The following is a 25,663-nucleotide window of genomic DNA, read 5'->3' on the forward strand; positions in this document are numbered from 1 at the left end:
CCCTCGGACTCACAGAACGGTGGGAGTTGTGAAACTCGAATTGAAGGGGATCTCGAAAGCCTTCGGGACCTTCTACGCCAACCAAGACATCGACCTCGTGGTCGAATCCGGCCAGATCCATTGCCTTCTCGGCGAAAACGGTGCCGGAAAATCAACCCTTATGAACGTGCTGTACGGGCTGTACGAGCCTACAGCCGGCCAGATCCTGGTCAATGACCAGCCGGTCAGTTTCCGCGGCCCCGGTGATGCCATGGCGGCCGGCATCGGCATGGTGCACCAGCACTTCATGCTGGTCCCCGTCTTCACGGTGGCGGAAAACGTGGCCCTCGGTGCGGAGCCGACCTCGTTCGGCGGTGTGCTCAGCATGGACGAAACCCGGAAGAAGATCCGGGAAATCTCCGATAAATACGGCTTTGACGTGGATCCCGACGCCTTGGTGGAGGACCTGCCCGTGGGCGTCCAGCAACGTGTCGAGATCATCAAGGCACTGGTCCGCGAAGCCAAGGTCCTCATCCTGGACGAGCCCACCGCAGTGCTGACGCCGCAGGAAACCGATGAACTTCTGGACATCATGCGGCAGCTCAAAGCCGGTGGCACGTCCATCGTCTTCATCTCGCACAAGCTGCGTGAGGTGAAGGCTGTCTCCGACGTCATCACCGTCATTCGCCGCGGCAAAGTAGTGGGGGATGCGCCTCCCACGGCCTCCGCCACCGAACTGGCATCCATGATGGTGGGCCGCCCTGTCAGCCTGAGCCTGGACAAGGCACCCGCGCAGCCGAAGGAAACCACGTTCGTGGTGGAAAACCTGACGGTCCGCGCTGCCAACGGCACCAACGTGGTGGACGGGATCAGCTTCGACATCGCCCAAGGTGAGATCCTCGCCGTCGCGGGTGTCCAAGGCAATGGCCAAACGGAACTGACCGAAGCCATCCTGGGCGTGCAGGAGCACGTCACAGGTTCGGTGACCCTGGACGGCAAGCAACTGCTGGGCCTTCCGGTCAAGGAAGTGCTGCGTTCGGGCGTCGGCTTTGTTCCAGAGGACCGCACTGTGGATGGACTGGTTGGACCTTTCTCGGTCGCCGAAAACCTGGTGCTTGACCTGTATGACCAAGCACCTTTTGCCAGCGGCATCAGCATGAAGCCGGCCAAGGTTGCCGAACATGCCAAGGCCAAGATCGAAGAATTCGATATCCGGACTCCCTCTGCGGGGTCGGCCGCTGGAACACTGTCCGGCGGCAACCAGCAGAAAGTGGTCATGGCGCGGGAGCTGTCCAGGCCCTTGCGGTTGTTCATCGCGAGCCAGCCGACCCGTGGCGTGGATGTCGGCTCCATCGAGTTCCTGCACAAGCGCATCGTTGCCGAACGCGACGTCGGTACGCCGGTCATGATCGTTTCCACTGAACTTGATGAGGTCATCGAACTCGCGGACCGGATTGCCGTGCTCTACAAGGGCAAGCTCGTGGGCATCGTCCCCGCCGGAACGCCCCGCGACACCCTTGGCTTGATGATGGCCGGCGTCGGCCCGGAAGGAGGCTCTGATGACTGAGAAGGATCAGTCCAAGAGCGAACCAACACCCGCCCTGCCCGCTGAGGACCAGTCCACAGCGGACCTCCGTGCGGCAGATGTCTCACTTGATACCGCGGGAGGCATGCTGGAACCATCCATCGTTCCGGTGTCTTCCCAAAGCGGCGATTCCGGAGCTCAGCAGGGCAGCCTTATGCGCCGCATCGTGATGGGCAACGGCTTCGTGTCCGTCCTGGCCGTCATCGTGGCACTGTTCCTGGGTGGCCTGCTGATTGCCAGCACGGACGCCCAGGTTGCCAAAACCGCAGGCTACTTGTTCGCCCGGCCCACGGACTTCCTCAGCGCGTTGTGGTCTGCCATGACCGAGAGCTATGTTGCCCTTTTCCAGGGGTCGATCTTCAACCCCCGGCAGGGACTGCAGCCGCTGCTTGAAACCATGACGGTGGCAACCCCGCTGATCTGCGCAGGCCTTGGTGTTGCCTTGGCCTTCCGCGCCGGCCTGTTCAACATCGGCGCACAGGGACAGATCATCATCAGCGCCACGCTGGCTGCCTACGCAGGGTTCGCCTGGCACTTGCCGTTCGGCCTGCACCTGCTGGTGGTCATCATCATGGGGGTCCTGGGTGGTGCACTTTGGGGTGCCATCGTTGGCATCCTCAAAGCACGGACCGGTGCACACGAGGTGATCGTCACCATCATGCTGAACTACGTGGCCTTGTTCCTGCTGGACTTCCTGCTGAACACTGCTGCGTTCCGGCGTCCGGGGGACAACAGCCCCATCTCGCCACGCCTGGACGAGTCGGCAACGTATCCCGTCCTCATCCCCGGCTCCCGTCTCCACGTGGGATTCCTGGTGGCCATAGCGCTGACCTTCGGCGTGTGGTGGCTGTTGAACCGGTCCACCATCGGCTTCGAATTCCGTGCTGTCGGCGCCAACCCCATCGCTGCACGGACCGCCGGCGTCAAAGTATCCCGTGCCACCATCCTGGTGATGGCCATGGCCGGTGCCCTCGCCGCTTTCGGCGGTATTGCCCAGGTTGCCGGTACGGAAAAGGTGCTGACCGGCGGCGTCGCTGCCCAGATCGGCTTCGACGCCATCACGGTTGCCCTGCTGGGACGCAGCACGCCGTGGGGGACGTTCTTCGCCGGCCTGCTGTTCGGAGCCTTCCGCGCAGGGGCAGTGCAGATGCAGATCCAGACGGGAACGCCCATCGACATCGTGCTGGTGGTGCAGTCCTTGATCGTGCTCTTCATCGCGGCACCTCCACTCATCCGGTCCATTTTCCGGCTTGAACCCAAGAAGAAGAACAAGACACCTAAGGCGGCTCCCAAGGCTGCCCTCGTCAACGCCTCCGGAGGTGCCAAATGAGCGCGACAACCACCGCTCCGAAGTCGGGTTCAACGGCCCTGCCGGCGTTCCGGCCTTCCATGAAAGTCCCGCTCTCGCTCGGCATCCTTGCCCTCATAGCCTTGGTCTTCTTCGGCTTCCTGGGTCCGGACCAGACAGCCGAGATGAAGATCAGCGACGCCGGTGACGCCGTCGCCGTCCCGGCGCTCATGATTCCGGGGCAGGTGGGCGGGGTGGTCTTCGGCATCCTGCTGCTGGCTATGGCCGCCTACTCCATCTACCTCTGGACGCAGGGGGAGCGTTCACCCAAGTGGCTGCCCATTGCCTTTGCCGTGGTATTCGTGTTCGCGTTGCTCGTCTGGATCGTGGCCGGCGCACGGCAGCCGTCCATTTCGCTGGCAGGCCTCGTAGCGGGGTCGGTAACACTGGCCGTACCTCTGGTCTTCGGTTCATTGTCAGGCGTGTTGTGTGAGCGCGTGGGCGTGGTGAACATCGCCATTGAGGGACAACTCCTGGGCGGAGCCTTCACCGCCGCGCTGGTAGCCACCATGACGGGCAGCCCCTATATCGGCCTGATCGCGGCGGCTGCTGCCGGGGCCGCGGTCTCCATGGTCCTGGCGGTCTTCAGCATCAAATACCTGGTCAACCAGATCATTGTGGGCGTTGTCCTCAACGTGCTGGTCTCCGGCCTCACCGGCTTCCTTTACGGCACGCTGATGGTCCCCAACAAGGAGCAGTTCAACACCCCGGGGCGCCTGGACATCCTGCCGATCCCGCTGCTCTCGGACATCCCCATCATCGGGCCCATCCTGTTTGAGCAGTCCATTGCCGGCTACCTCATGTACATTGCTGTGGCCGTGGTGTGGTTCGGCCTGTTCAAGACCCGGTGGGGCCTGCGGGTCCGCGCCGTCGGCGAGCACCCGCAGGCTGCCGACACCCTGGGTATCAATGTGAACGCCACCCGGTTCTGGAACGTCACCCTGGGTGGTGCCATCGCAGGTATCGGTGGCGCAGTCTTCACCCTGGTGACCATCGATTCCTTCACCAAGGACATCTCCGGCGGCCGAGGCTTCATCGCCTTGGCAGCCTTGATCTTTGGCCGGTGGAACCCGATCGGCGCGTTCCTGGCATCGCTGCTGTTCGGCTTCGCGTACAACCTGCAATCCATCCTGGGCATCATCGGTACACCGGTGCCCAGCCAGTTCATGGCCATGCTGCCGTACTTGGTGACCATCTTCGCCGTCGCCGGTTTGGTGGGTAAGTCGCGGCCACCGGCCGCAAGCGGCATACCGTACGTGAAGGGTTGACGATGCCTGCGGATGACATCGATTGGCAGGCGCTGGAAGCGGCAGCACAGCAGGCCATGCGCCACGCCTATGCGCCCTACTCCAAGTTCCCGGTGGGCGCTGCGGCCCTCACCGAGGACGGCCGGATCGTTACTGGCTGCAATGTGGAGAACGCCAGCTACGGGCTGACCCTCTGCGCCGAATGCGCACTTGTTGGGCAGCTCCACATGACAGGCGGTGGCCGGCTCGCCGCGTTCTATTGCGTGGACGGGCAGGGCAACGTCCTCATGCCGTGCGGCCGGTGCCGCCAGTTGCTCTACGAGTTCCGGGCGCCCGGCATGCAGCTCATGACCACGCAGGGAATCAAAACCATGGACCAGGTGCTCCCTGATGCCTTCGGTCCCGAAAACCTGGAGGAAACCACGTGACCAACACTGAAGCGTTCGACGCCGTCCAGATCATCTCCATCAAGCGCGACAAAGGCACCCTCACTCCCGAGCAGATCGACTGGACCATTGATGCCTACACCCGGGGTGTCATCGCCGAGGAACAAATGGCCGCGCTGAACATGGCCATCCTGCTCAACGGAATGGACCGCGCCGAGATTTCGCGGTGGACGTCCGCCATGATCGCCTCTGGCGAGCGGATGGACTTTTCGTCCCTGACAAAGCCCGACGGCGGACGCAAGGCTACCAGCGACAAACACTCCACCGGTGGGGTCGGGGACAAGATCACGCTCCCCCTGGCGCCGCTCGTTGCCGTGTTCGGCGTCGCAGTTCCACAGCTCTCAGGCCGCGGGCTGGGCCACACGGGTGGAACGTTGGACAAGCTCGAAGCCATCCCCGGGTGGCGCGCCAACCTGAGCAACGACGAGATCATGGCCCAGCTCCAGGACGTGGGTGCAGTCATCTGCGCGGCAGGTTCCGGGCTGGCTCCTGCCGACAAGAAGCTCTACGCGCTGCGTGATGTCACGGGCACCGTGGAGGCGATCCCGTTGATTGCTTCCTCGATCATGAGCAAGAAGATCGCCGAAGGCACGGGCTCCCTGGTGCTGGACGTCAAGGTGGGTTCCGGTGCCTTCATGAAGGATGAGGCCTCGGCCCGCGAGCTTGCCGAGACCATGGTGGCCCTGGGCAAGGATGCCGGTGTGCACACCGTCGCCCTGATGACAGATATGTCCACGCCGTTGGGTTTGACCGCCGGAAACGCGATCGAAGTTGAGGAATCCGTGGAGGTCCTTGCCGGCGGCGGCCCGGAAGACGTCGTCGAACTGACTGTCCGCCTGGCTGAGGAGATGCTGGCCGGCGCCGGCATCCACGACGCCGACCCCGCGGCTGCCTTGAAGGACGGCCGTGCCATGGATGTCTGGAACCGGATGATCGAAGCACAGGGTGGCGACCCGCGTGCTGCGCTGCCGGTGGCCAAGGAATCCGAGGTTGTCTATGCTCCCGCGGACGGTGTCCTGGTGGAACTGGATGCGCTTTCTGTCGGTGTTGCGGCCTGGCGCCTGGGCGCCGGGCGGGCCCGCAAGGAGGACCAGGTCCAAGCCGGTGCCGGTGTCCGCATGCACGCCAAACCGGGCGCATTGGTCCGTGCGGGGGAGCCTCTGATGACACTCCGGACGGACACTCCCGGGAAGTTTGAACGGGCCAAGGAAGCGCTCCAGGATGCCGTGGTGATCGCGCCCGAGGGGTCACGCCCGGCACATCAGCTCATCATCGACCGCATCGCCTAGGCTTAAGTGTTCCGGGCCGTTCGGCAAGAACGGCCCGGAACACCAGTCATCCGGCGCCTGTGGGGGAGCCGGCTACCGTAAGGAAACCGTGCAGGGCATCAACGATTTCATCCTCGCCGCGGCGGAGCAGCCATGGGTGTTGTTCCTGGTGTTGGCCTGCTGCGTGATAGATGGCTTCTTCCCACCCATTCCGAGCGAATCCGTGGTGGTGGGCCTGAGTGCCGTGTCCGGGAGCAGCGGCGCGCCCAATGTATGGCTGCTCGGCGTGATGGCAGCCTTGGGAGCGTTCTCGGGGGACAACATCGCGTACATCATCGGCCGCCGCATAGGGATCCAGCGGTGGCGGTGGATGCGCACGCAGCGGATGCAGGGCGCCTTCCGTTGGGCAGGCAAGGAACTCCGACGCCGGTCGGCCTCGCTCATCATGGTGGCCCGCTTCATCCCCATTGGCAGGGTGGCTGTCAACCTGACGGCCGGTGCCACACACTTCCACCACCGACGCTTCGTGGCCCTTACTGCCATGTCCGCCGTCCTGTGGGCCACGTATTCGGTGATCCTGGGCTACTTCTTTGGAGTCTGGTTCGAAGACAACCATCTGCTGGGCGCCGTCATAGCGATCGTGGTTGCCGTGATCCTGGGCATCATCATCGATCGGATCATCAGCAAAGTCCGTGGATCAGTGCCGTTGGACGGCAAGAACATCCCCGAGGAAGACGCTCCGACTCCACCCACGGTATGACGCCTCCGGCCCCGGAAGATCAGCCCGGCGGTTGACGACGGCACCTTATCAGCCCCTATAGCGTTAAGCGTGTGATCCCAAGGCTGGGACGTAGCGAACGACGTCCCGGCCGTGGGACACTAGAGCGACTTCCGTCACACCGTCAAGTCATATTCGTCTAGGAGCTACCGCCGCGTGGAGTTTTTGAACCAAATGCTCGAGCATGCAGCCGGGCAGCCCTGGATATACCCGGTCCTGCTGGTCTTCTTCTTCATTGACGGATTTGCCACCATCCTTCCCAGCGAAACAGCCATCGTTGGCCTCTCGGCGCTGTCCCTTCACAGCGGAGAGCCCAACCTGTGGATCCTGGGAGCCACCGCACTGGTAGGTGCCATGGCAGGCGACAACATGGCCTACTTGCTGGGCCGGAAGATCGGCCTCACCCGCTGGAAGTGGATGCGCCGGCCCAAGGTCCAGAAGATGTTCGCCTGGGCGCAGTATGAGCTGGATAAGCGCGGCGCGGTCCTCATCTTCACGGCCCGCTACATTCCCTGGGGCCGCGTAGCGGTGAACTACGTGGCCGGACAAACCGGCTTCCGCCACCGGACTTTCTTCTGGTTGGACGCCTTCGCGTGCATCACCTGGGTAGGTTACTCCATAGGTATCGGCCTCCTCGCGGGCCAGTGGGTGCACCACAACCCGCTCCTGGGAGTCGGCATCGCGGTTGCCTTCGCCGTGGTCCTGGGCATTGTGGTGGATCACGCCCTCCGTTGGTGGCACAAATACCTGGAGAAGAAGGACCTCGCCAGGGAGGCTGCTGCCAGCACCGAAGTGACAGCTGTCGATCCCGCGGAAAAGGCGATCGCCGGCGTCGACCTCTCCAAGCCCGCCAGCTAAGGCGACCGGCAGTACCAGCCAGAGCGGCTGTGGGGATTAGTCTTAGTACGTGACTGAGCCCATACTTGACGCCGCCCCTGCCCTTGACTTCGATCTGAAGAGCCTCCCCAAGGTTTCCCTCCACGACCACCTGGACGGAGGCCTCCGCCCCGCCACCATCATCGAGCTCGCTGAGGCGGTCGGCCACACGCTGCCGTCCACCGACCCCGTTGCGCTGGGTGAATGGTTCCGCGAATCAGCCGACTCCGGCTCACTGGTCCGCTACCTCGAAACTTTCGACCACACCATTGCTGTCATGCAGACCAAGGAAGGCCTCTTCAGGGTGGCCAAGGAGTTCGTGGAAGACCTCGCCGAGGACGGCGTGGTCTACGGCGAAGTCCGCTGGGCACCGGAACAGCACCTGCAGAAGGGCCTCACCCTGGACGAGGTTGTTGAAGCCGTCCAGACCGGCCTTGAAGCCGGTGTTGATGCTGCTGACGAGCGCGGCCAGCAGATCCAGGTGGGCCAGCTCATCACCGCAATGCGCCACGCCGATCGTGGCCAGGAGATCGCAGAGCTCGCTGTCCGCCACCGTGCCAATGGCGCTGTGGGCTTTGACATTGCCGGCGCCGAAGACGGTTTCCTCCCGTCCCGTTTCAAGGACGCCTTCACGTACCTTGCCGAAAACAACTTCCCGGCCACCGTCCACGCCGGTGAAGCAGCGGGCCTGGAGAGCATCCAGTCAGCCCTGGTCGATGGCCGTGCCCTGCGCCTGGGCCACGGCGTCCGGATCGCCGAGGACATTTCGGTGGAGTTTGAGGACAACTCCGACGACGACGGCGAGGACACCGTCGGCATGGTGACCATCGGCAGCGTGGCGGCCTGGGTCCGCGACCGCGGCATCGCCCTGGAAATCTGCCCTTCCTCCAACCTTCAGACCGGTGCGGTTTCCGGCTTTGGCGATGGCATCGAGAGCCACCCCGTGGACATGCTGTTCCAGCTCGGCTTCAACGTCACCATCAACACGGACAACCGACTCATGAGTGGCGTCACCCTGACGGACGAGTTCGAACTGCTGGTGGAAACCTTTGACTACGACCTCGATGACCTCCTTGAACTGACGCTCAACGCCGCCGAGGCAGCCTTCCTGCCGCTGGACGAACGCGAAGCCTTGGTTGAGTACATCAACGATGCCTACGCCAACCTCGGCTAACAACGCCGACGGACTCACGGAGCTCATTGGGACGATCGCCGCGCTGCGTGAGCACTGTCCTTGGATGGGTGCGCTGACGCACGAATCGCTGGTGGAATACCTGATCGAGGAAGCCTACGAAGTGGTGGATTCGATCGAAGCCGGCGACTCCCCGGAAAGGGACAGCGAGCTCCTGGGCGAGCTGGGCGATGTACTGCTTCAGGTAGTACTCCACGCCCGGCTCGCCGAGGAGCGCGGCAGCTTCGATTTCGCGGACGTGGTGCGCAGCATCAACGCCAAGATGGTCCGGCGGAACCAGCACGTCTTCAAGGCCGATGGTTCCCTGCGGGAGAGTTTCCCGGCCAGCGTCGAAGAAATCATCGTCAAGTGGGACGCCGCCAAACGTGCCGAGAAGCCGGAACGGAAGGATCCCTTTGAGGGCATCCCGCCGCACCTTCCTGCGTTGGCAGCAGCACAGAAGTCCCTGGATAGGGCAGCCCGCGCAGGGGTGAAGGTCGACGCGCAAGGCCCCGTGGCCGCCGTCGGGCTTCCCGTCATCCCGGCCTCGGAAGAGGAGCTCGGTGAGCTGCTGCTGACTGTCGTGGCCGGTGCCCGGGAGCAAGGACTCGACGCCGAACGGGCCCTCCGTTCCGCTGTTCGATCGTTTCAGAACAGCCAGTCCCAGCCTTCATGACGTGGGTCTTTGGAAGTTGTTCCGTAACCTAAGCCACTCTGGACTACGCTAGTAGCGACGAGGACGTTGAGAATTTCCCTCCTCATTCCTGTAATTTGCCCATAAGGAGCACATCCATGGCGCTTATCGATGCCATCCACGCACGCGAGATCCTTGATTCCCGCGGAAACCCGACCGTAGAAGTTGAGGTCCTGCTCTCCGACGGCCAGATCGGCCGTGCAGCAGTTCCCTCCGGTGCTTCCACCGGCGAGCACGAGGCCGTTGAGCTTCGCGACGGTGACAAAGGCCGTTACCTCGGCAAGGGTGTCCAGAAGGCCGTTGACGCCGTCATCGACGAGATCTCCCCGGCCCTGATTGGTTTCGACGCCACTGACCAGCGCAGCATCGACCAGGCCATGATCGACCTGGACGGCACGCCCAACAAGGGCAAGCTCGGCGCCAACGCCATCCTGGGTGTTTCCCTGGCCGTCGCCAACGCTGCAGCAGCTTCGGCTGACCTGCCGCTGTACAAGTACCTGGGCGGCCCGAACGCCCACGTCCTGCCGGTTCCGCTGATGAACATCCTCAACGGTGGCTCGCACGCGGACTCCGACGTGGACATCCAGGAATTCATGATCGCCCCGATCGGTGCCGAGACCTTCTCCGAGGGCCTGCGCTGGGGTGTTGAGGTCTACCACAACCTCAAGGCTGTCCTCCAGGAAAAGGGCCTCTCCACGGGCCTCGGCGACGAGGGTGGCTTCGCCCCCAACCTGCCGTCCAACCGCGCTGCACTCGATCTGATCCAGGAAGCCATCAAGAACGCCGGCTACACCCCAGGCACGGACATCGCCCTGGCACTGGACGTTGCATCCTCCGAGTTCTTCAAGGACGGTGCCTACCAGTTCGAAGGCAAGGCACTTTCCGCTACCGAGATGAGCGCGTACTACGCTGAGCTCGTTGCCGACTACCCGCTGGTTTCCATCGAGGACCCGCTGGACGAGAACGACTGGGAAGGCTGGAAGACCCTCACCGATACCATCGGTGACAAGGTCCAGCTGGTGGGCGACGACCTCTTCGTCACCAACCCGGTCCGCCTGCAGCAGGGCATCGATTCTGCAACGGCCAACTCCCTCCTGGTCAAGGTCAACCAGATCGGTTCCCTGACCGAGACCCTGGACGCCGTTTCCCTGGCCCAGCGCTCCGGCTACACCACCATCACCTCGCACCGCTCCGGCGAAACCGAGGACACCACCATTGCTGACATCGCCGTTGCCACCAACGCGGGCCAGATCAAGACCGGTGCCCCGGCCCGCTCCGAGCGCGTCGCAAAGTACAACCAGCTGCTGCGCATCGAAGAAGAACTCGACGACGCCGCACGTTACGCCGGCCGCAGCGCGTTCCCGCGTTTCAAGGGCTAGCCTTCAGCGAAAACACGTAACCGGTGGCTATGGTGGAAAGACCATGGCCGCCGGTTCTGTTTAACGCGGGCCAGGTCAACAACAGCAAGCGCAGCAACCCGCCAGGCAAGCACCGGGCATTACAGGAGTGTCATGGCCACCCGTCGTCCAAAGGTACCCAGGGCCGACGCACTGGGCCCCTCCAGTGCAGGCCGTTCCTCCGGCGCGGGCCGTCCCGCCAGCGAAACCCGGGCCACCGGCGCCAGTCCGCGAACTGCCGCCAAGAGCACTGAGGGTGCAGGGACAAAAGGTTCCGGTTCCAGTAGCGGCGATGTCATCAAAGCAGAGTTTGGCGGACCCCGGATAACTGCCAAAACCCCGACGCCGGCAGGCGGCACCAAAGCACCCGCCGGCAAGAAGCCATCCGTGGGCCAACAAAAGCCTACGGACAAGGCATCCGGCAAGCCGGGCACCAAGGCCACATCTGACCATGATCTGGATCCAGTGCCGGCCAAGGCGTTTTCCGGCAGGATGCTGGCGCTGGCAGTGGTCATGATTGCGATCACCATTATGCTGGCCCCCACGGTGAAGATTTTCCTGGAAAAGCGCGCCGAAATTTCGGCGCTGGAAGCCGAAATTGCAGGACGGAAAGCAGAGCAGGCCGAGCTCAACAAACAGCTTTCCCGGTGGCAGGACCCCAACTACGTGAAACAACAGGCCCGCGACCGCATTAACATGGTTATGCCGGGTGAAACAGGTTACTGGGTGTTTGGGGGAGAAGAAGCCGCCGGCACGCCGGGTGGCCGCACCGGCTCCGGATCGTCTGCAAACCCGGAAAATCTGCCCTGGGTGGATGCCCTCTGGGAGTCAATCAGACGATCGGCAACTGACTAGACGCGGTGCCCACCGCCGTCGTGTCCGCAGTGGACACGGCAACAAGGGCAGGAAGGGTGGCAGCGCAAGTGGAAGAGAACACGGCAGCCGTGCCGCAGGAATCCCGCCAGCCATCAGCACATGATCTTGAGGTCCTCAGCCGCCAGCTCGGCAGGCCGGTACGGGATGTCGTTGAGATCCCTGCGCGGTGCGTCTGCGGCAATCCACTGGTGGCCGCTACCGCACCGCGGCTCAGCAACGGAACACCGTTCCCCACCACGTTCTACCTGACCCACCCCGTCATTACCTCCGCGGTGTCGCGGTTGGAAGCGGGCGGCCTCATGAACGAGATGAATCATCGCCTCACGGCCGACCAGGACCTGGCGGGCGCCTACCGCAGCGCCCACGAGGCCTACCTCCAGGCCCGCGATGACATCGCCGGCCGCTCCGGAACCGGCGCTGTCCCCGAAATCGACGGCATCTCCGCCGGTGGCATGCCCACCAGGGTGAAGTGCCTCCACGTCCTGGTTGGGCATTCCCTGGCTGCTGGGCCGGGAGTCAACCCGCTGGGAGACGAAGCACTGGGCGCCATCACGGAGTGGTGGACCAAGGACCGTTGTTACTGCGATGGTGCGTGGGACACTGCCGGTGAGGCACCGTCCCGGGACCTGAGCCGGCACGGACCGCAGGGGCTGCCGGACATCGTGGGGCGTCCAGCGCCGGTTCGTACACCGAAGACGGACACTCCGGGCCACCAGGAAGGCACTGCATGAGCCGCGTTGCAGCGATCGACTGTGGAACCAACTCCATCCGCCTCCTCATCGCGGATGCTTCAGCAGACGGCGCGCCGGGCCCGCTGGCCGACGTCGTGCGTGAGATGCGCGTGGTTCGGCTCGGCCAGGGTGTCGATGCCACCGGCGAGCTTGCACCCGAGGCGCTGGAACGCACGTTTGCAGCAACACGTGACTACGCCGAACTGATCAAGGCGCACGGCGCCGGGCACGTCCGTTTCGCCGCTACGTCCGCCACCCGTGACGCCCGCAACCGGCAGGTTTTCGTGGACGGCATCCGGGATCTCCTGGGTGTGGAGCCCGAGGTCATTTCCGGGGACGAGGAAGCGGCGCTTTCCTTCGCCGGCGCCAGCAGTGTCCTGCCGGCCACGGGGGAGGACCCCATCCTGGTGGTGGACCTCGGTGGCGGCAGCACTGAGTTCGTCCTGGGCGACTCCACTGGCGTCATCGCGGCACGCTCCGTGGACATCGGGTGCGTGCGGCTCACCGAACGTCACCTTCGCAGCGATCCGCCCACCGCGGCGCAAATCGCGGCAGCAGAGGCCGACGTCGATGCCGCACTTGATCTTGCTGCGCAGACGGTACCGCTTGACCGCGCCACGGCCGTAGTGGGCGTTGCCGGTTCAATCACCACCATCACCGCCCACGCGTTGGGCCTGGACGAATACCAGCCGGACCGGATCCATGGTGCGTCACTGGATCTCGAAACCATCACCGACGCGTGCACCAACCTGCTGGAAATGACGCGGGACGAGCGCGCAGCGCTTCCGTACATGCATCCGGGCCGCGTGGACGTCATCGGCGCCGGCGCCTTGGTGTGGCGCCGGATCCTTGCCCGCCTGGCCAGTGTCAGCAGTGGCAGGATTGCTGCGGCCGTCTCCAGCGAGCACGACATCCTGGACGGCATCGCCCTCAGCATCCGGGACGCCGCATGACGTTGCGTTTTCACCGGACCCTCTCCGCTGCCCTTGCCACGGTCTTGGCAGGCGGGGCGTTGGCGGGTGCGCTGTTGACGGCCCCTGCCGCCACCGCAGACGCGTGGCGCGACAAAGAGTTCTGGCTCAAGGATTCGGGTGTCACCAACGCCTGGCAGGTTTCCAAGGGTGCCGGAGTGAAGGTTGCGATCATCGACAGCGGCATTGATGGCAACCACCCGGACCTCAAAGGCGTAGTGGTGGGCGGGACGGACGTATCGGGCGCGGGAGCACCCAACGGGCAAAAGAGTATTGGTGCCAAGACCGAGCACGGAACCTTGGTTGCCACGATGCTCGCCGGGCGCGGCCACACCACACCCACGGCCTCGCCTTCACCAACGGGGTCCGCGCCGCCTCCAGTGCCACCCACGGTCCCTCCTGCCGGGGGACCGGATGGGATCATCGGTGTCGCTCCTGAAGCGCAAATCCTGGCCGTCTCCACCTGGCTCGGATCACCCAACCCGGGTGGCAAAACGGACCAGGAGCAGATTCCGGACGCCGTGCGCTGGGCCGTGGACAACGGCGCCAAGGTCATCAACATCTCCTTGGGCAGTACCTCGCCGGACTGGCCCCAGAGTTGGGACGCGGCCTTCCTTTATGCAGAGCAGAAGGATGTGGTGATCGTCGCGGCCGCCGGGAACCGCGTGGGCGGCAACGTCCAGGTCGGAGCCCCGGCAACCATTCCCGGTGTCCTGACTGTCGCCGGACTCGACGGTGAGGGGCGCGCGAGCGTCGACTCCTCATCCCAGGGCATCAGCATCGGCGTCGCCGCACCGGCCGAGAAGCTGGTAGGCGGCATCCCCGGCGGTGGATACGCCGAATGGGCGGGAACGTCCGGTGCTGCCCCGATCGTTTCCGGTGTGGCCGCCCTGATCCGTTCCAAATGGCCGGAGATGAGTGCCAATCAGGTCATCAACAGAATTGTGAGCACGGCCAAGGACGCGGGAGCTCCGGGCAAGGACCCCCTCTACGGTTACGGCATCCTTAACGCCGAGGCGGCACTGAAGGATGAGGTGGCTGCCACCAGCAGCAACCCGTTGGGTTCCATCGCTGACTGGATCCGGGTCCACCGCCGGGGAGATTTCAGCGAGCCGTCGCAGGCTCCCGTGGCGAGCCCCACCAGCGCAGCACCCACGCTCGCCGATCCGACCGTTCCGGCCGCGAAGACGCCGGCGACCGTCGACGACGCCCTGCCGGCCGCCGTCGTGCTTGGATTTGGAGCCTTGTTCCTTGCCCTGGTGACGGGGGCCGCGATCCAATTGAGGAGGGTCGCCAAAAACGCTCCAGCGGTGGCCGAGGAGGCCGAAACGGGCGCGCTTCTGAAAGTGGATCCACCCGCCCGGACGTAGTTAGTGAAGATTTTCACAAAGTACTGTACTCTGGACTCATGGCAACCACCCCAGAGCTCATTGACCGTCCCCGGGTTCTCGTCGTCGGCGGCGGCTACGTCGGCCTGTACGTAGCCCTCAAACTGCAGAAGAAGATCGCGAACGCGGGCGGCATCGTCACCGTCGTTGATCCACTGCCGTACATGACCTACCAGCCCTTCCTCCCGGAAGTAGCAGGTGGCAACATCGAGGCACGCCACGCCGTCGTCTCCCACCGTCAGCACCTGAAGCAGACTGAGCTCATCCAGGGCCGCGTCACCAGCATCGACCACGCCAACCGGACCGCGGTCATCGCCCCGTCCGATGGCGGCGACAACTTCGAAATCCCGTACTTCGATGTCGTCATCGCAGCAGGCGCCATTACCCGGACCTTCCCCATCAAGGGCCTCGCGGACAAGGGCATTGGCCTGAAGACCATCGAGGAAGCCGTTGCACTGCGCAACAAGGTCCTGGAGCGCATTGAAGCCGCTTCCACCATGACCGACCCCGCAGAGCGCGCCAAGGCACTGACCTTCGTCGTGGTGGGTGGCGGCTTCGCCGGCATCGAGTGCCTCACCGAAATGGAAGACCTCGCCCGCGCCGCAGTGCGCAACAACCCGCGCATCCGCCAGGAAGAAATCCGTTTCATCCTGGTCGAAGCCATGGGCCGCATCATGCCCGAGGTCACTGCCTCGCAGGCCGAGTGGGTTGTGGAGCACCTCCGCAGCCGTGGCATCGAAGTACTCCTCAACACTTCCCTTGACAGCGCCGAGGGCAACCTCAAGCTGATCAACCTCCCGGACAAGACCCCGGCCCAGGAAGTTGAAGCAGACACCCTGGTATGGGCTGCCGGCGTGCAGGCCAACCCGATGATCCGCTCCACCGACTTCCCGCTGGAACCCCGTGGCCGTGTCCGCGTCCTCCCGGACCTGCGCATCGCAGGCGACGAGGGCATCGTGGAGAACGCCTGGGCCGCCGGCGACATCGCCGCTGTTCCGGACCTCACGGGCAAGGGCCTGCCGGACGGCACTTGCGTCCCCAACGCCCAGCACGCTCTTCGCCAGGCCAAGAAGCTCGCCAAGAACCTGTGGGCTTCCCGCTGGGACAAGCCGCTGCACGACTACAAGCACAAGAACCTTGGCGCTGTGGCCGGCTTCGGCGAGTGGAAGGGTGTTGCCAATATCAACCTGCTCGGTCGCATCGGTCTCAAGGGCGGCCTCGCCTGGCTGGCACACCGTGGTTACCACGGCATGGCCATGCCCACGGTTGAGCGCAAGTTCCGTGTGATCTTCGGCTGGATCCTGGCCTTCTTCGCCGGCCGCGATACCACGCAGCTGATGGACCTCGACAACCCGCGCGGTGCCTTCGTGGCCGCTGCAACGCCCGCTCCCAAGCCCGCTGCCGCTCCGGCACCTGTAGAGGCCAAGCCTGCGGCTGAGGAAGCCAAGACTCCGGTCACTGCCGCCGCCAAGTAGTCAACGCACGGCGCAGTCAACGCACGACGGCGGCCGCTCCCTTTCGGGGAGTGGCCGCCGTCGGCGTTTAAGCAGGTGTGCCCACGGCGGTGGCGGGTTGCTGCGCCCCTAGACTGTTGCCATGTCCGGTGAAACCGATCTGAAGACACTCCTGCAATCCCTCCACCCCGTAGCCCGCGATGGCGACTACGTCTACGCCCTGTGGCCACATGGCAGGCCGCTGAAGGGCGGGATCGAGGCGGCTGTGCGCGAGGCCGAGGGCCTTACGGTTGTCCTCCGCCGGGACGAGGCTGATGCGCTGGGTCTGAGCTACGACTTCGTGGCCTCGTGGATCACGCTCCAGGTCCACTCGGCACTCGAAGCGGTGGGCCTCACGGCCGCCGTGAGCGCCGCCCTGACCCACGCGGGAATCAGCTGCAACGTCCTGGCGGGTTTCCACCACGACCACCTCCTGGTGCCTTCGGCCGACGCGGGCCGGGCCATGGATGTGCTCCGGCTTTTGGGAAAAGGTCTCGTGCTCCGAAGTGAGCGTCCCGAGGACCGCGCCGAGATTCTGGAACTGACTGCCCAGGCCTTCTCCGTCTCGCCGGTAACCGGTGAACCCGTGGACGGCGTGCCGATTGAAGCAGGGCTGCTGCGCAAGCTATTTGAGTGCCCTGAGTACCTTCCGGAGTTCAGTATCGTCGCCGAGATGGGTGGGGAGATTGTGGGGCATGCCATCAGCACGAGGGGCTGGATCGGGGACTTGGAACTGCTGGGGCTGGGTCCGATCGGCGTGCTTCCCGCCTTTCAGAAGCGCGGGGTAGGTTCAGCCTTGATGCGGGAGACGACGGCCCGTGCCACAGCCGCAGGGGAGCCCGGCATTGCCTTGCTCGGCAGCCCCCTGTACTACATGCGCTTCGGTTACGTGCCGGCAGCCTCTGTGGGTGTGCAACCGCCGGAGGCGATGTGGGGCGATCACTTCCAGTTGTTGACGCTTCCCGCATGGCCCGACGACGTCCGTGGCACCTTCCGCTACGCCGGGCCATTCAGCAGGCTGTAGCTGGGATACCATGGTGCGGGCGCCCCAGTAGCCCAATTGGCAGAGGCAGCGGACTTAAAATCCGCGTGTTGTGGGTTCGAGTCCCACCTGGGGCACAAGCAGAAAGACTCCCGAAACCCTTGCGAACAAAGGGATTCGGGGGTCTTTTTCCTTGGCCCGGGCTAGGCCGTCCACGAGGGGCTTGCTGGTCTGTCTGAACCTGGCTTATCCGCCCACATCGCTTCCACCCTGCTCCCAAGGGTCCTCCGCGGAAATTCCCAGCCCGCTCGTAGATTCCCCACAGGCAACGAGTGTTATAGGGATGTGACCTGAATCACTTATGTTCGCCGCCCAATTGCATTAGTTTGAGTCTTAATCAGGAACACCTGAGTAATCGCATCAAAGGCAGTTCGCACCTTTCGATCGAGGAGACAACGCATGTTTGATCTTTCCCCAGCGGCGCCCCGAGCCGCCAAGCTAACAGCGCTTGGCATTGGGGTCGCTCTCTTGGCCACGGCCTGTGGTGGGTCTTCGACTCCTACCCAGACCGGGTCTTCTTCCGCCGCGGCGGCAGGCATTTCCTGCCCGGCTCCCAGCGGCGGGGCGGGAGCCGGCAACAGCCAGGCTGCCACCAACACGGGACCAGTACCTCCCTCGACCACCACCACAGACGCACCACTGAAACTTGGATCGCTCCTGCCGACGACGGGGTCGCTGGCGTTCCTCGGCCCGCCCGAAATTGCCGGTGTCAACCTCGGCATCAAGGAAGTCAACGACGCCGGTGGCGTACTCGGCGCACCTGTCTCCGTGGTCCACCGCGACTCCGGTGATACCAAGACGGACATCGCCACCCAGTCCACCACCGCCCTCCTGGGCCAGGGCGTGAGCGCCGTCATCGGTGCTGCATCTTCGGGCGTTTCCAAGACGGTCATCAACCAGATCACGGGCGCCGGTGTCATCCACTTCTCGCCCGCCAACACCTCGCCTGACTTCACCACATGGGACGACAAGGGCCTCTACTGGCGAACTGCACCGTCCGACGTCCTGCAGGGCAAGGTCCTGGGCAACTACATGGCTACCTGTGGAGCGCAAACCGTTGGCATGATCGTTCTGAACGACGCTTACGGAACCGGTCTCCAGAAGAACGTCAAGGAAGCCTTCGAGGCCGCCGGTGGCAAGGTTGTTGCTGAGGAACTCTTCAACGAGGGTGACTCCCAGTTCAGCAGCCAGGTGGACAAGGTCCTCGCCGCCAAGCCGGATGCGATCGCCCTGATCACCTTCGACCAAGCCAAGAGCATCGTCCCCCTGATCACGGGCAAGGGCATCAAGCCCACGCAGCTGTTCATGGTTGATGGCAACACCTCCGATTACAGCAAGGACTTCCAGGCCGGCACCATGAAGGGCGCACAGGGAACCATTCCCGGTACGTTCGCCAAGGACGACTTCAAGAAGAAGCTCCTCGCCATCGATCCCGCCCTGAAGGATTACAGCTACGCAGGCGAGTCCTACGACGCCGTGAACCTGATCTCTTTGGCCTCCGAGGCCGCCAAGAGCACCAAGGGCACGGACATCGCAGCCAAGCTGAAGGAAGTCTCTGAAGGCGGCGAGAAGTGCACCACCTTCGCAGCATGTGTCACGTTGCTCCGCGACGGCAAGGACATCGACTACGACGGCCAGTCCGGTCCGGTCACGTTCTCCGACGCTGGTGACCCCACCGAGGCGTACATCGGTATCTACGAATACCAGGATGACAACACCTACAAGCCGGTCCGCGAAGAGTTCGGCAAGCTCTAAGCCGCAGCCGGTCCAAACCGCAGTCACTCACAGGCCCCCTTCCTCATCTGGAAGGGGGCCTGTTCTGTGCTGGGCTGCGTTCTGTGGTGTCGCTACCCGCTGCGGGGGAGAAACCCATCAAGGACCCGGGTCACCATTTCCACGCCCTGACGCTCAAAGACGGCGTCTCCCACGTGGTGTGCCCAGACCACCGTGCCCACCGACTGGTTCAGGTTTTCCAGGGTCCACAGGTGGTGGTCCTCCTCGCTGGTGACAACCCTGCCCAAGCCCTCGTGGAAGGCCGCGGCGAGCGTTGGCTGAGCGAGCAGCTGCTGGTGGCTGAGCCGGACCAGGTCATGAACCCACGGGCGAAGCTCGGCACGGCCAAAATCGATCACCTTGATCACTCCGTCGTCGTCCAGCCAATTCCTGGGCTGGTAATCGCCATGGGTTGTCACAAGCGTGGCAGGACCCGGCTCCAACGACTCAAGGACCTCTTGTAGTCTTCTTTGCGTCTCCTCGGGCAGGAGAGAGTGCGCGCGTTCAATGAGGGAGCCCGTCCTGGCCGCCAGCGCCTTTGCGTAACCGCGGGAGGTTCCCGCCGGCAGGTGCATCCTTGAGAGCAGCATGCCGGCCTCACGGTACGTCCTGGGATCGGATTCGGAAGAGGTTCCAGCTACCAGGGTCCCGGGCAAGTACCCGGTGACCAGGATGCCTGCCTCAGGCGACGCGTGCTTCAGGGTGGGTACCCTGCCGTGCAGCCCCGGCAGGCCCCGTGAGTAGGCCGCAATCTCGCGCCGGATGTGGTGGCTCGTGGTGCTGGCTTTGACGATGTACTCCTGGCCATCCGGGGCAGCGACCTGAAGGACGGTGGTGTCCTGGAGGGGCCATGAGTGGTCCTGAACCACGGTGAAGCCACCAAGCCATGTCAACAGGAGGCTTTGCTGCAGTTCCGTGATGGTTCCCGTCATCAGTCCAGCATGCCATTGGGTGGCATTTTGCGTTGACCGAAGGGGTCCAGGCGGCTTCCGCTCCCTTGGCAGGAGTGTGTCTCAAACAGCGGAAGGCCCCGGGTGGTGTCCCGGGGCCTTCCGTCGTGTGGGGCTGAGGTGGTTAGACCTCGTCCGCCAGAGTGCCCAGATAGAGCTGGATGACCTTGGGGTCCTTCATAAGCTCACGGCCGGTACCCGTGTACGCGTCCTTGCCTTGGTCCAGTACGTAGCCGCGATCGCAGATCTGCAGGCATCGGCGGGCGTTCTGTTCAACCATGATGACCGAGACGCCGGCACGGTTGATCTCGTGGACCCTGAGGAAGGTTTCGTCCTGTTTGACGGGGGAGAGGCCGGCTGACGGCTCGTCCAGGAGCAGTACGGCCGGATCCATCATGAGCGCCCTGCCCATGGCTACCATCTGGCGCTCACCACCGGAGAGCGACCCCGCACGCTGGGCGCGACGCTTAGCCAGTTCCGGGAACAGGCTGGTCACAAAGTCGAAGCGCTCAGCGAAGGCCTTGGGACGCTGGAACATGCCCATCTGGAGGTTCTCTTCGATGGTCAGTGCTGCGAACACGTTGTTGGTCTGCGGCACGAAGCCCACACCCTGGGTCACCAGCTTGTTGGCTTTCAAACCCGTGAGGTCCTGGCCCCGGACCACCACGGTGCCGGAGTGGACTTTCACCAGCCCGAACATGGCCTTCAGCAGGGTGGACTTGCCGGCACCGTTGGGGCCGATGATGCCGATCAACTCACCCTTGCGTGCCTCGATGCTGCATCCGTTGAGGATGTTGACGCCGGGAATGTACCCGGCTACGAGGTTGGTGACTTTGACGACGGAATCGCCTGCCGGAGCAGCTGCTGAGGCGGGCATTGCGGCGGGGCTGCTCATTTCCCGTCCTCCTTCTTGGTTTCAACGATGTCGGACAGGATGCCGGCGTCTTCAGTACCCACCACCGACTCTTCATCGGCCTCAAGCTCGGCTTCGAGCACCTTGATGCCTTCAGCATCGCCGAGGTCCACGTCGTGGTGGGCGCCAAGGTAGGCGTCGATGACGGCAGGGTTCTTCATGACTTCGCCCGGAGGGCCTTCAGCCACCACCTTGCCTTCCGCCATGACCACTACCCAGTCCGCGATATGCCGGACCATGTTCATGTCGTGCTCCACGAACAGCACGGTCATGCCTTCAGCCTTCAGGTTCTTGATGTGGTCCAGCAGCGACTGGGTCAGAGCGGGGTTCACACCGGCCATGGGCTCATCGAGCATCACCAGCTTGGGCCGCACCATCAGGGAACGTGCCATTTCCAGCAGCTTCCGCTGTCCACCCGAGAGGGACGCAGCGTAGTCGTCCTTCTTGGCATCCAGCTTGAACTTCTCCAACAGCACGTTGGCCTGGGCTGTGATTTCCTTCTCGCGGCCTCCCCACATGCCCTTGAAAAGGGCCTTGGAGAGCCGTTCGCCGGGCTGGTCCGCTGCGCCGAGCCGCATGTTCTCCATGACGGTCAGTTTGCCCATCACCTTGGTCAGCTGGAACGTGCGCACCATGCCCATGCGTGCCACCTTGTAGGAGGAAACGCCTGCCAGGCTGTTGCCCTCAAACTGCCACTTGCCTGTATTGGGAGTGTCAAAGCCGGTGAGCAGGTTGAACAGGGTGGTTTTGCCGGCGCCGTTGGGGCCGATCAAAGCAGTGATTTTGTGGCGCGGGATCTCAAGGTATTCGACGTCCACTGCGTTGATGCCGCCAAAGGACCGGGTGACATCCTCTGCCACCACGATGGGATCGCGCTTCTTGCAGCCGGGGGTGTTCTCCCCGACCGCGATGGGCCGCGAATCCGTCATGTAGTCGATATTCTCGGTATTGCGTTCGTTGGTCTCACTCATGCGAAAGCAAGCTCCTTCTTATTGCCGAAGACGCCTTGCGGGCGGAAGATCATCAGGAGCATCAGCGCGACACCCACCAGGATGTAGCGCAACTGGCCGGCCTGGACGGTGGTCAGCCACGTGACTGCCCCTGATTCGATAAGGCCGTAGAGCAGGCTCTGGGTCAGCGACAGGACAACCCAGAAGATCATGGCTCCGATGACCGGCCCCAGGACAGTGGCCATGCCGCCGAGGAGGAGGCAGGTCCACAGGAAGAACGTCAGTTCCGTGCCGTAGTTGGATGGCTGGACGGCGCCGCGGGGGAGTGTGAAGATCATGCCCGCCAAGGCTCCCAGGACACCACCGATGATCAGTGCCTGCATCTTGTAGGCGTAGACGTTCTTACCGAGCGAGCGGACAGCGTTCTCGTCCTCGCGGATGCCCTTCAGGACACGGCCCCACGGGCTGCGCATGAGGAGCCAGACCAGCACACAGCACACGATTACGAGTCCCCAACCGACCACCCGGATGAAGAAGTCACGATTGTTCATGCCCATGTAGGACCCCTCGGGGAAGGGGTTCATGGCGTAGAACGTGTTCTCAAACGCGGCCAGGCCGTTGGCGGAGCCCGTAACGCTGGTGAGCTGGTTGGTGGTGACTACGTAACGGACAATTTCTGCCGCTGCGATGGTGACGATTGCCAGATAGTCGGCGCGTAGCCGGAGGGTGGGAATACCGAGGACGAAGGCGAAGATCACCGAGCAGAGAATGGAGATGATCAGTGCAAGGAAGAACGGAGCGTCGAAGCTCAGGGTTGAGATGGCGAAACCGTAGGCACCAACTGCCATAAAGCCTGCCTGGCCGAAGTTCAGCAGGCCTGAGTAGCCGAAGTGAACCGCAAGACCCAAAGCGGCCAGTGCGTACGCCGCCGTCGTCGGGCTGAATAATTCGCCAAGGGCGCTGGAGAAAATGAATCCGAAGTCCATGGCCCGCTCCTAACCCACACGCTCACGCCGGCCGAGGATACCCTGCGGTCGGAACAGAAGAACAACGATCATGATGAACAGTGCACCGACGTACTTGAGGTCGGCGGGAAGGCCGAACACTGTAGTCAGTTCCACGAAGATGCCGACGACGATCGAGCCGATCAAAGCGCCGAAGACGGTTCCCAGACCACCCAGCGTCACGCCGGCGAAGATGAGAAGCAGGATCTGCGAGCCCATGTCGAAGGTGACACCGGGACGGTAGTACGCCCACAGGATGCCACCGAGGGAGGCGAGGACGCCGCCGACGATCCAGACGATGCGGATGACGGAGTCGACGTCGATGCCGGATGCGGCTGCCAAAGCGGGATTGTCCGCTACGGCGCGGGTTGCCTTGCCGAGACGGGTCTTCAGCAGGACGATGCCAATCAACGCGATGACCACAGCGCTGATAATCAGTGACCAGAGGTTGTTCGGAGAGATGGACACAGGCCCTATCTGGATTTCGGCGCTTTGTGCACCGGGCAGCTGTTGGGTTGCTCCACCGAAGAAGAACTGGATGACGTAGCGGATGGCCAATGCCAGGCCGATGCTGACGATCATCATGGGAACGAGGCCGGAGCCGCGTTTCCGCAATGGACGCCAGAGTCCGGCGTCCTGGACGTAGCCAAAGAGCCCGCCCCCTATCAGTGCCAGCAGGATCGCCAGCCAGAAGGGGAGTCCGAATCCGTTGAACATGAACACGAGGACGGCGCCCAGGGTCACCATCTCGCCGTGGGCGAAGTTGGTCAGGCCCGTGGTTCCGAAGATCAGGGAGAGGCCCACTGAGGCGAGGGCGAGGAGGAGGCCAAAGCTCAGGCCCGCCACCAGGCGGTTGAGGAGGTTCTGGCCAAAGTCCTGCTGTTGGACCACGATGCCCTCACCGAAGGCGAAGATCACTGACAGGTTGGATGTTTGGCTGAACGTGACATCGCGGGGATTGTCCTGGCCCTCGGCCAGTGCGATGCCCTCCGGCAAGGTGGAGGTATCCAGCTCGATGGTGTAGGTACCTTGGACGGGAACACCGATGGTCCACGCACCATTGGCTCCGGAGGTTGCTTCACCTTCGAACCCGTTGCCTGAGGCCTTGATTTTGACGCCGGGTATGGGGGCCCGGGCATCATCGCGGAGGAACCCGCTGATGTTGTTTTGGAATGTCGTCGGTGACGGCGAAGGCGATGGGGTGGTTGCCTGTGCCGAGGGGGCGGCGATCAACAGAGCGGCGATGAGGGCTGCGAACAGCGCCCCCACAACTCTCTGCAGTCCCTTGGACCGTCTGATGGACGGGTCTCGCAGTGTGCTTCTCAAAATGGAAACCTCCACAGTGGGGGTGGTCCCGGCTGCGCCATTGCAGCCGGTGCGAACGGTAAATGGGGCTTGTGAACAGTTCTTGCCTAGCTGCCTCGATTGTGATCTAAGTCACCCATGTGTGGCCTATGTTACCGCCCGGTGGGCCGAATAAATGCCCAGTTCGGGGGTGCAAACATCGCGATCGGATAACAACTGTGAAGCTATAGGCAACTAATGATGTAGCTGTAGTTAAGTAAACCTTTGTTGAGTACGGGTGTTTCTAAACGTTCGGGCGGGTCCCTGCCGCTGCCACTCTGCCGGTTTCGTGTCACGGTTGCGTTTCGTCTGGGTGAACAAGGGAACTTTCCCTGCCGCGCGCGCGTGGTAATTGGTACCGTGAATTATCACTAGCCCTTTTTCAGGAGGACACCCGCAATGGCACTTGGCGGAAACCCAGTCTTCAACGGAAAGAATTTCCGTGGAGCAAAGCAGGCCCCGCCTGTACCGCAGAACCCGTACGGCCAGCAGTTCAACCAGGCCCCCGGTCGGGCGCCTGGCCAGGTGTTGGATGGCCAGGCCGCGTGGTCTGCCCAGCAGCAGAACATGACCAATGAGCAGCTGCAGCAGATGTACAACCAGCCGGCTGCCCGCCCCGCCGATACCGGCCGTATGACCTATGACGACGTCATCATGAAGACTGTCGCCTGCCTGGTGGTTTTGGTGATCGGCGCCGGCGTGACGCTCTTCGTAGCTCCCGCCCTCTCGACCATGCTCATGATCGTTGGCGCACTGGGCGGCTTCGTCCTGGCCCTGGTCAACACCTTCAAGAAGCAGCCCTCACCGGCACTGATCCTTGCCTACGCCGGCCTGGAAGGCCTGTTCCTGGGCGGCCTTACCCGCATCCTCGACGGCATGTACCCCGGCGTCGGCCTCCAGGCTGTCATCGGCACGCTGGCAGTCTTCGGCGTCACGCTGGTGCTGTTCAAGAGCGGCAAGGTCCGCGCCACCCCCAAGATGGTGCGCTTCTTCATGATCGCCACCATTGGCTACGCAGTCTTCGCGCTCATCAACATGGTGATGATGTGGACCGGTGCCGTGCAGGAGCCCTTCGGCCTGCGCACCAGCATGACGATTGCAGGCATCCCCTTGGGTGTCTTCATCGGCATCCTGGCCATCGGCCTGGCAGCGTTCTCGCTGATCATGGACTTCACCAGCATTGAAGAAGGCGTCCGCGCCGGTGCCCCGGAGCGTTACTCCTGGGTGGCGGCCTTCGGCCTGACGGTCACGCTGGTTTGGCTCTACGTAGAAATCATTCGCCTTCTGGCTATTTTGCGAGGCGACGACTAACTGCTGCAGGCCCAACCTGCAAAGTAAGCCGACCCGAAATGCCCCCGAAGACTCTTCGGGGGCATTTTTGTGTGTCGAGGGGTGAGCTCTGGCCTCTAAGCGGGGGATCATAGGGGCGAGATCCAACC

At 63.4% G+C, this 25,663-nt stretch carries 23 protein-coding genes and 1 tRNA gene; 19 read left to right on the forward strand and 5 right to left on the reverse strand.

The features are described 5' to 3' along the window. The first annotated feature begins 28 nt into the window (after positions 1-28). The 18 genes from AYX22_RS06865 to AYX22_RS06950 all read left to right on the forward strand — a co-directional run bounded on the left by AYX22_RS06865 (position 29) and on the right by AYX22_RS06950 (position 19,045). The gene (locus tag AYX22_RS06865) at positions 29-1,546 is read left to right on the forward strand and encodes an ABC transporter ATP-binding protein (RefSeq protein WP_207596769.1); all 1,518 of its coding nucleotides are present in this window, start codon (positions 29-31) and stop codon (positions 1,544-1,546) included. Further along, positions 1,539-2,894 carry an ABC transporter permease gene (locus tag AYX22_RS06870; protein WP_207596770.1) on the forward strand — a complete coding sequence of 452 codons (1,356 nt, stop codon included), beginning with the start codon at positions 1,539-1,541 and terminating at the stop codon, positions 2,892-2,894. The genes AYX22_RS06865 and AYX22_RS06870 overlap by 8 nt, the downstream gene beginning before the upstream one ends. Then, the gene (locus AYX22_RS06875) at positions 2,891-4,180 is read left to right on the forward strand and encodes an ABC transporter permease (RefSeq protein WP_089594145.1); all 1,290 of its coding nucleotides are present in this window, start codon (positions 2,891-2,893) and stop codon (positions 4,178-4,180) included. The genes AYX22_RS06870 and AYX22_RS06875 overlap by 4 nt, the downstream gene beginning before the upstream one ends. Before the next feature lie 2 nt (positions 4,181-4,182). Next, positions 4,183-4,587, forward strand: coding sequence for a cytidine deaminase (locus tag AYX22_RS06880; protein ID WP_207596771.1), 405 nt, complete (start codon positions 4,183-4,185; stop codon positions 4,585-4,587). Then, on the forward strand, positions 4,584-5,894 hold the full coding sequence (locus AYX22_RS06885; protein ID WP_207596772.1) for a thymidine phosphorylase: 1,311 nt from the start codon (positions 4,584-4,586) through the stop codon (positions 5,892-5,894). Before AYX22_RS06880 ends, AYX22_RS06885 begins: the two co-directional genes overlap by 4 nt. Before the next feature lie 88 nt (positions 5,895-5,982). Further along, positions 5,983-6,633, forward strand: a complete 651-nt coding sequence (locus tag AYX22_RS06890) for a DedA family protein (protein ID WP_207596773.1) — start codon at positions 5,983-5,985, stop codon at positions 6,631-6,633. Positions 6,634-6,825: 192 nt separating this feature from the next. Beyond that, positions 6,826-7,509, forward strand: a complete 684-nt coding sequence (locus AYX22_RS06895; RefSeq protein WP_207597504.1) for a DedA family protein — start codon at positions 6,826-6,828, stop codon at positions 7,507-7,509. A 49-nt stretch (positions 7,510-7,558) separates the two neighbouring features. Continuing rightward, positions 7,559-8,701, forward strand: coding sequence for an adenosine deaminase (locus AYX22_RS06900; protein WP_207596774.1), 1,143 nt, complete (start codon positions 7,559-7,561; stop codon positions 8,699-8,701). Next, positions 8,679-9,374, forward strand: a complete 696-nt coding sequence (locus AYX22_RS06905; protein ID WP_207596775.1) for a MazG nucleotide pyrophosphohydrolase domain-containing protein — start codon at positions 8,679-8,681, stop codon at positions 9,372-9,374. Before AYX22_RS06900 ends, AYX22_RS06905 begins: the two co-directional genes overlap by 23 nt. Before the next feature lie 116 nt (positions 9,375-9,490). Further along, on the forward strand, positions 9,491-10,771 hold the full coding sequence (gene eno / locus AYX22_RS06910) for a phosphopyruvate hydratase (RefSeq protein WP_207596776.1): 1,281 nt from the start codon (positions 9,491-9,493) through the stop codon (positions 10,769-10,771). 132 nt (positions 10,772-10,903) lie between these two features. After that, complete coding sequence (locus AYX22_RS06915) at positions 10,904-11,644, forward strand: septum formation initiator family protein (RefSeq protein ID WP_207596777.1); 741 nt, start codon at positions 10,904-10,906, stop codon at positions 11,642-11,644. 68 nt (positions 11,645-11,712) lie between these two features. Then, complete coding sequence (locus AYX22_RS06920) at positions 11,713-12,396, forward strand: DUF501 domain-containing protein (RefSeq protein WP_207597505.1); 684 nt, start codon at positions 11,713-11,715, stop codon at positions 12,394-12,396. Then, positions 12,393-13,349: a Ppx/GppA phosphatase family protein gene (locus AYX22_RS06925; protein WP_207596778.1), complete on the forward strand. Its 957-nt coding sequence runs from the start codon at positions 12,393-12,395 to the stop codon at positions 13,347-13,349. The genes AYX22_RS06920 and AYX22_RS06925 overlap by 4 nt, the downstream gene beginning before the upstream one ends. Next, the gene (locus AYX22_RS06930) at positions 13,346-14,737 is read left to right on the forward strand and encodes a S8 family serine peptidase (RefSeq protein ID WP_207596779.1); all 1,392 of its coding nucleotides are present in this window, start codon (positions 13,346-13,348) and stop codon (positions 14,735-14,737) included. The genes AYX22_RS06925 and AYX22_RS06930 overlap by 4 nt, the downstream gene beginning before the upstream one ends. A gap of 38 nt (positions 14,738-14,775) precedes the next feature. Beyond that, entirely contained in the window at positions 14,776-16,230 is a 1,455-nt protein-coding gene (locus AYX22_RS06935) for an FAD-dependent oxidoreductase (protein ID WP_207596780.1), read from the forward strand. 121 nt (positions 16,231-16,351) lie between these two features. After that, complete coding sequence (locus tag AYX22_RS06940) at positions 16,352-17,272, forward strand: N-acetyltransferase (RefSeq protein WP_207596781.1); 921 nt, start codon at positions 16,352-16,354, stop codon at positions 17,270-17,272. Between the two features lie 21 nt (positions 17,273-17,293). Further along, positions 17,294-17,367: transfer RNA gene (locus AYX22_RS06945), tRNA-Leu, on the forward strand. 322 nt (positions 17,368-17,689) lie between these two features. Beyond that, a complete protein-coding gene (locus AYX22_RS06950) occupies positions 17,690-19,045 on the forward strand; it encodes an ABC transporter substrate-binding protein (RefSeq protein ID WP_207596782.1) in 1,356 nt (451 codons plus the stop codon). Positions 19,046-19,137: 92 nt separating this feature from the next. On the opposite strand, the gene AYX22_RS06955 is transcribed toward AYX22_RS06950, so the two are convergent. The 5 genes from AYX22_RS06955 to AYX22_RS06975 all read right to left on the reverse strand — a co-directional run bounded on the left by AYX22_RS06955 (position 19,138) and on the right by AYX22_RS06975 (position 24,206). Beyond that, entirely contained in the window at positions 19,138-19,995 is an 858-nt protein-coding gene (locus tag AYX22_RS06955; protein WP_207596783.1) for an aminoglycoside phosphotransferase family protein, read from the reverse strand. 142 nt (positions 19,996-20,137) lie between these two features. After that, positions 20,138-20,908, reverse strand: a complete 771-nt coding sequence (locus tag AYX22_RS06960; protein ID WP_207596784.1) for an ABC transporter ATP-binding protein — start codon at positions 20,906-20,908, stop codon at positions 20,138-20,140. Continuing rightward, positions 20,905-21,897: an ABC transporter ATP-binding protein gene (locus AYX22_RS06965; protein ID WP_207596785.1), complete on the reverse strand. Its 993-nt coding sequence runs from the start codon at positions 21,895-21,897 to the stop codon at positions 20,905-20,907. Before AYX22_RS06965 ends, AYX22_RS06960 begins: the two co-directional genes overlap by 4 nt. Next, positions 21,894-22,862, reverse strand: a complete 969-nt coding sequence (locus AYX22_RS06970; protein WP_207596786.1) for a branched-chain amino acid ABC transporter permease — start codon at positions 22,860-22,862, stop codon at positions 21,894-21,896. Before AYX22_RS06970 ends, AYX22_RS06965 begins: the two co-directional genes overlap by 4 nt. A 9-nt stretch (positions 22,863-22,871) precedes the next feature. Continuing rightward, positions 22,872-24,206 carry a branched-chain amino acid ABC transporter permease gene (locus AYX22_RS06975; protein ID WP_242703555.1) on the reverse strand — a complete coding sequence of 445 codons (1,335 nt, stop codon included), beginning with the start codon at positions 24,204-24,206 and terminating at the stop codon, positions 22,872-22,874. 417 nt (positions 24,207-24,623) lie between these two features. On the opposite strand from AYX22_RS06975, the gene AYX22_RS06980 reads away from it, so the two are divergent. Further along, a complete protein-coding gene (locus AYX22_RS06980; RefSeq protein ID WP_207596787.1) occupies positions 24,624-25,535 on the forward strand; it encodes a Bax inhibitor-1/YccA family protein in 912 nt (303 codons plus the stop codon). The last annotated feature ends 128 nt before the right edge of the window (positions 25,536-25,663 follow it).

Source organism: Arthrobacter sp. D5-1, assembly GCF_017357425.1.
Classification (GTDB): domain Bacteria; phylum Actinomycetota; class Actinomycetes; order Actinomycetales; family Micrococcaceae; genus Arthrobacter.

What these genes read in the sequence shown, in the direction of transcription:
- AYX22_RS06870 (WP_207596770.1), top strand. Translation starts at nt 1,539, where the DNA reads ATGACTGAGAAGGATCAGTCCAAGAGCGAACCAACACCCGCCCTGCCC.
- AYX22_RS06875 (WP_089594145.1), top strand. Translation starts at nt 2,891, where the DNA reads ATGAGCGCGACAACCACCGCTCCGAAGTCGGGTTCAACGGCCCTGCCG.
- AYX22_RS06880 (WP_207596771.1), top strand. Translation starts at nt 4,183, where the DNA reads ATGCCTGCGGATGACATCGATTGGCAGGCGCTGGAAGCGGCAGCACAG.
- AYX22_RS06895 (WP_207597504.1), top strand. Translation starts at nt 6,826, where the DNA reads ATGCTCGAGCATGCAGCCGGGCAGCCCTGGATATACCCGGTCCTGCTG.
- AYX22_RS06905 (WP_207596775.1), top strand. Translation starts at nt 8,679, where the DNA reads ATGCCTACGCCAACCTCGGCTAACAACGCCGACGGACTCACGGAGCTC.
- eno (WP_207596776.1), top strand. Translation starts at nt 9,491, where the DNA reads ATGGCGCTTATCGATGCCATCCACGCACGCGAGATCCTTGATTCCCGC.
- AYX22_RS06915 (WP_207596777.1), top strand. Translation starts at nt 10,904, where the DNA reads ATGGCCACCCGTCGTCCAAAGGTACCCAGGGCCGACGCACTGGGCCCC.
- AYX22_RS06925 (WP_207596778.1), top strand. Translation starts at nt 12,393, where the DNA reads ATGAGCCGCGTTGCAGCGATCGACTGTGGAACCAACTCCATCCGCCTC.
- AYX22_RS06930 (WP_207596779.1), top strand. Translation starts at nt 13,346, where the DNA reads ATGACGTTGCGTTTTCACCGGACCCTCTCCGCTGCCCTTGCCACGGTC.
- AYX22_RS06935 (WP_207596780.1), top strand. Translation starts at nt 14,776, where the DNA reads ATGGCAACCACCCCAGAGCTCATTGACCGTCCCCGGGTTCTCGTCGTC.
- AYX22_RS06940 (WP_207596781.1), top strand. Translation starts at nt 16,352, where the DNA reads ATGTCCGGTGAAACCGATCTGAAGACACTCCTGCAATCCCTCCACCCC.
- AYX22_RS06950 (WP_207596782.1), top strand. Translation starts at nt 17,690, where the DNA reads ATGTTTGATCTTTCCCCAGCGGCGCCCCGAGCCGCCAAGCTAACAGCG.
- AYX22_RS06955 (WP_207596783.1), bottom strand. Translation starts at nt 19,995, where the DNA reads ATGACGGGAACCATCACGGAACTGCAGCAAAGCCTCCTGTTGACATGG.
- AYX22_RS06960 (WP_207596784.1), bottom strand. Translation starts at nt 20,908, where the DNA reads ATGAGCAGCCCCGCCGCAATGCCCGCCTCAGCAGCTGCTCCGGCAGGC.
- AYX22_RS06965 (WP_207596785.1), bottom strand. Translation starts at nt 21,897, where the DNA reads ATGAGTGAGACCAACGAACGCAATACCGAGAATATCGACTACATGACG.
- AYX22_RS06970 (WP_207596786.1), bottom strand. Translation starts at nt 22,862, where the DNA reads ATGGACTTCGGATTCATTTTCTCCAGCGCCCTTGGCGAATTATTCAGC.
- AYX22_RS06980 (WP_207596787.1), top strand. Translation starts at nt 24,624, where the DNA reads ATGGCACTTGGCGGAAACCCAGTCTTCAACGGAAAGAATTTCCGTGGA.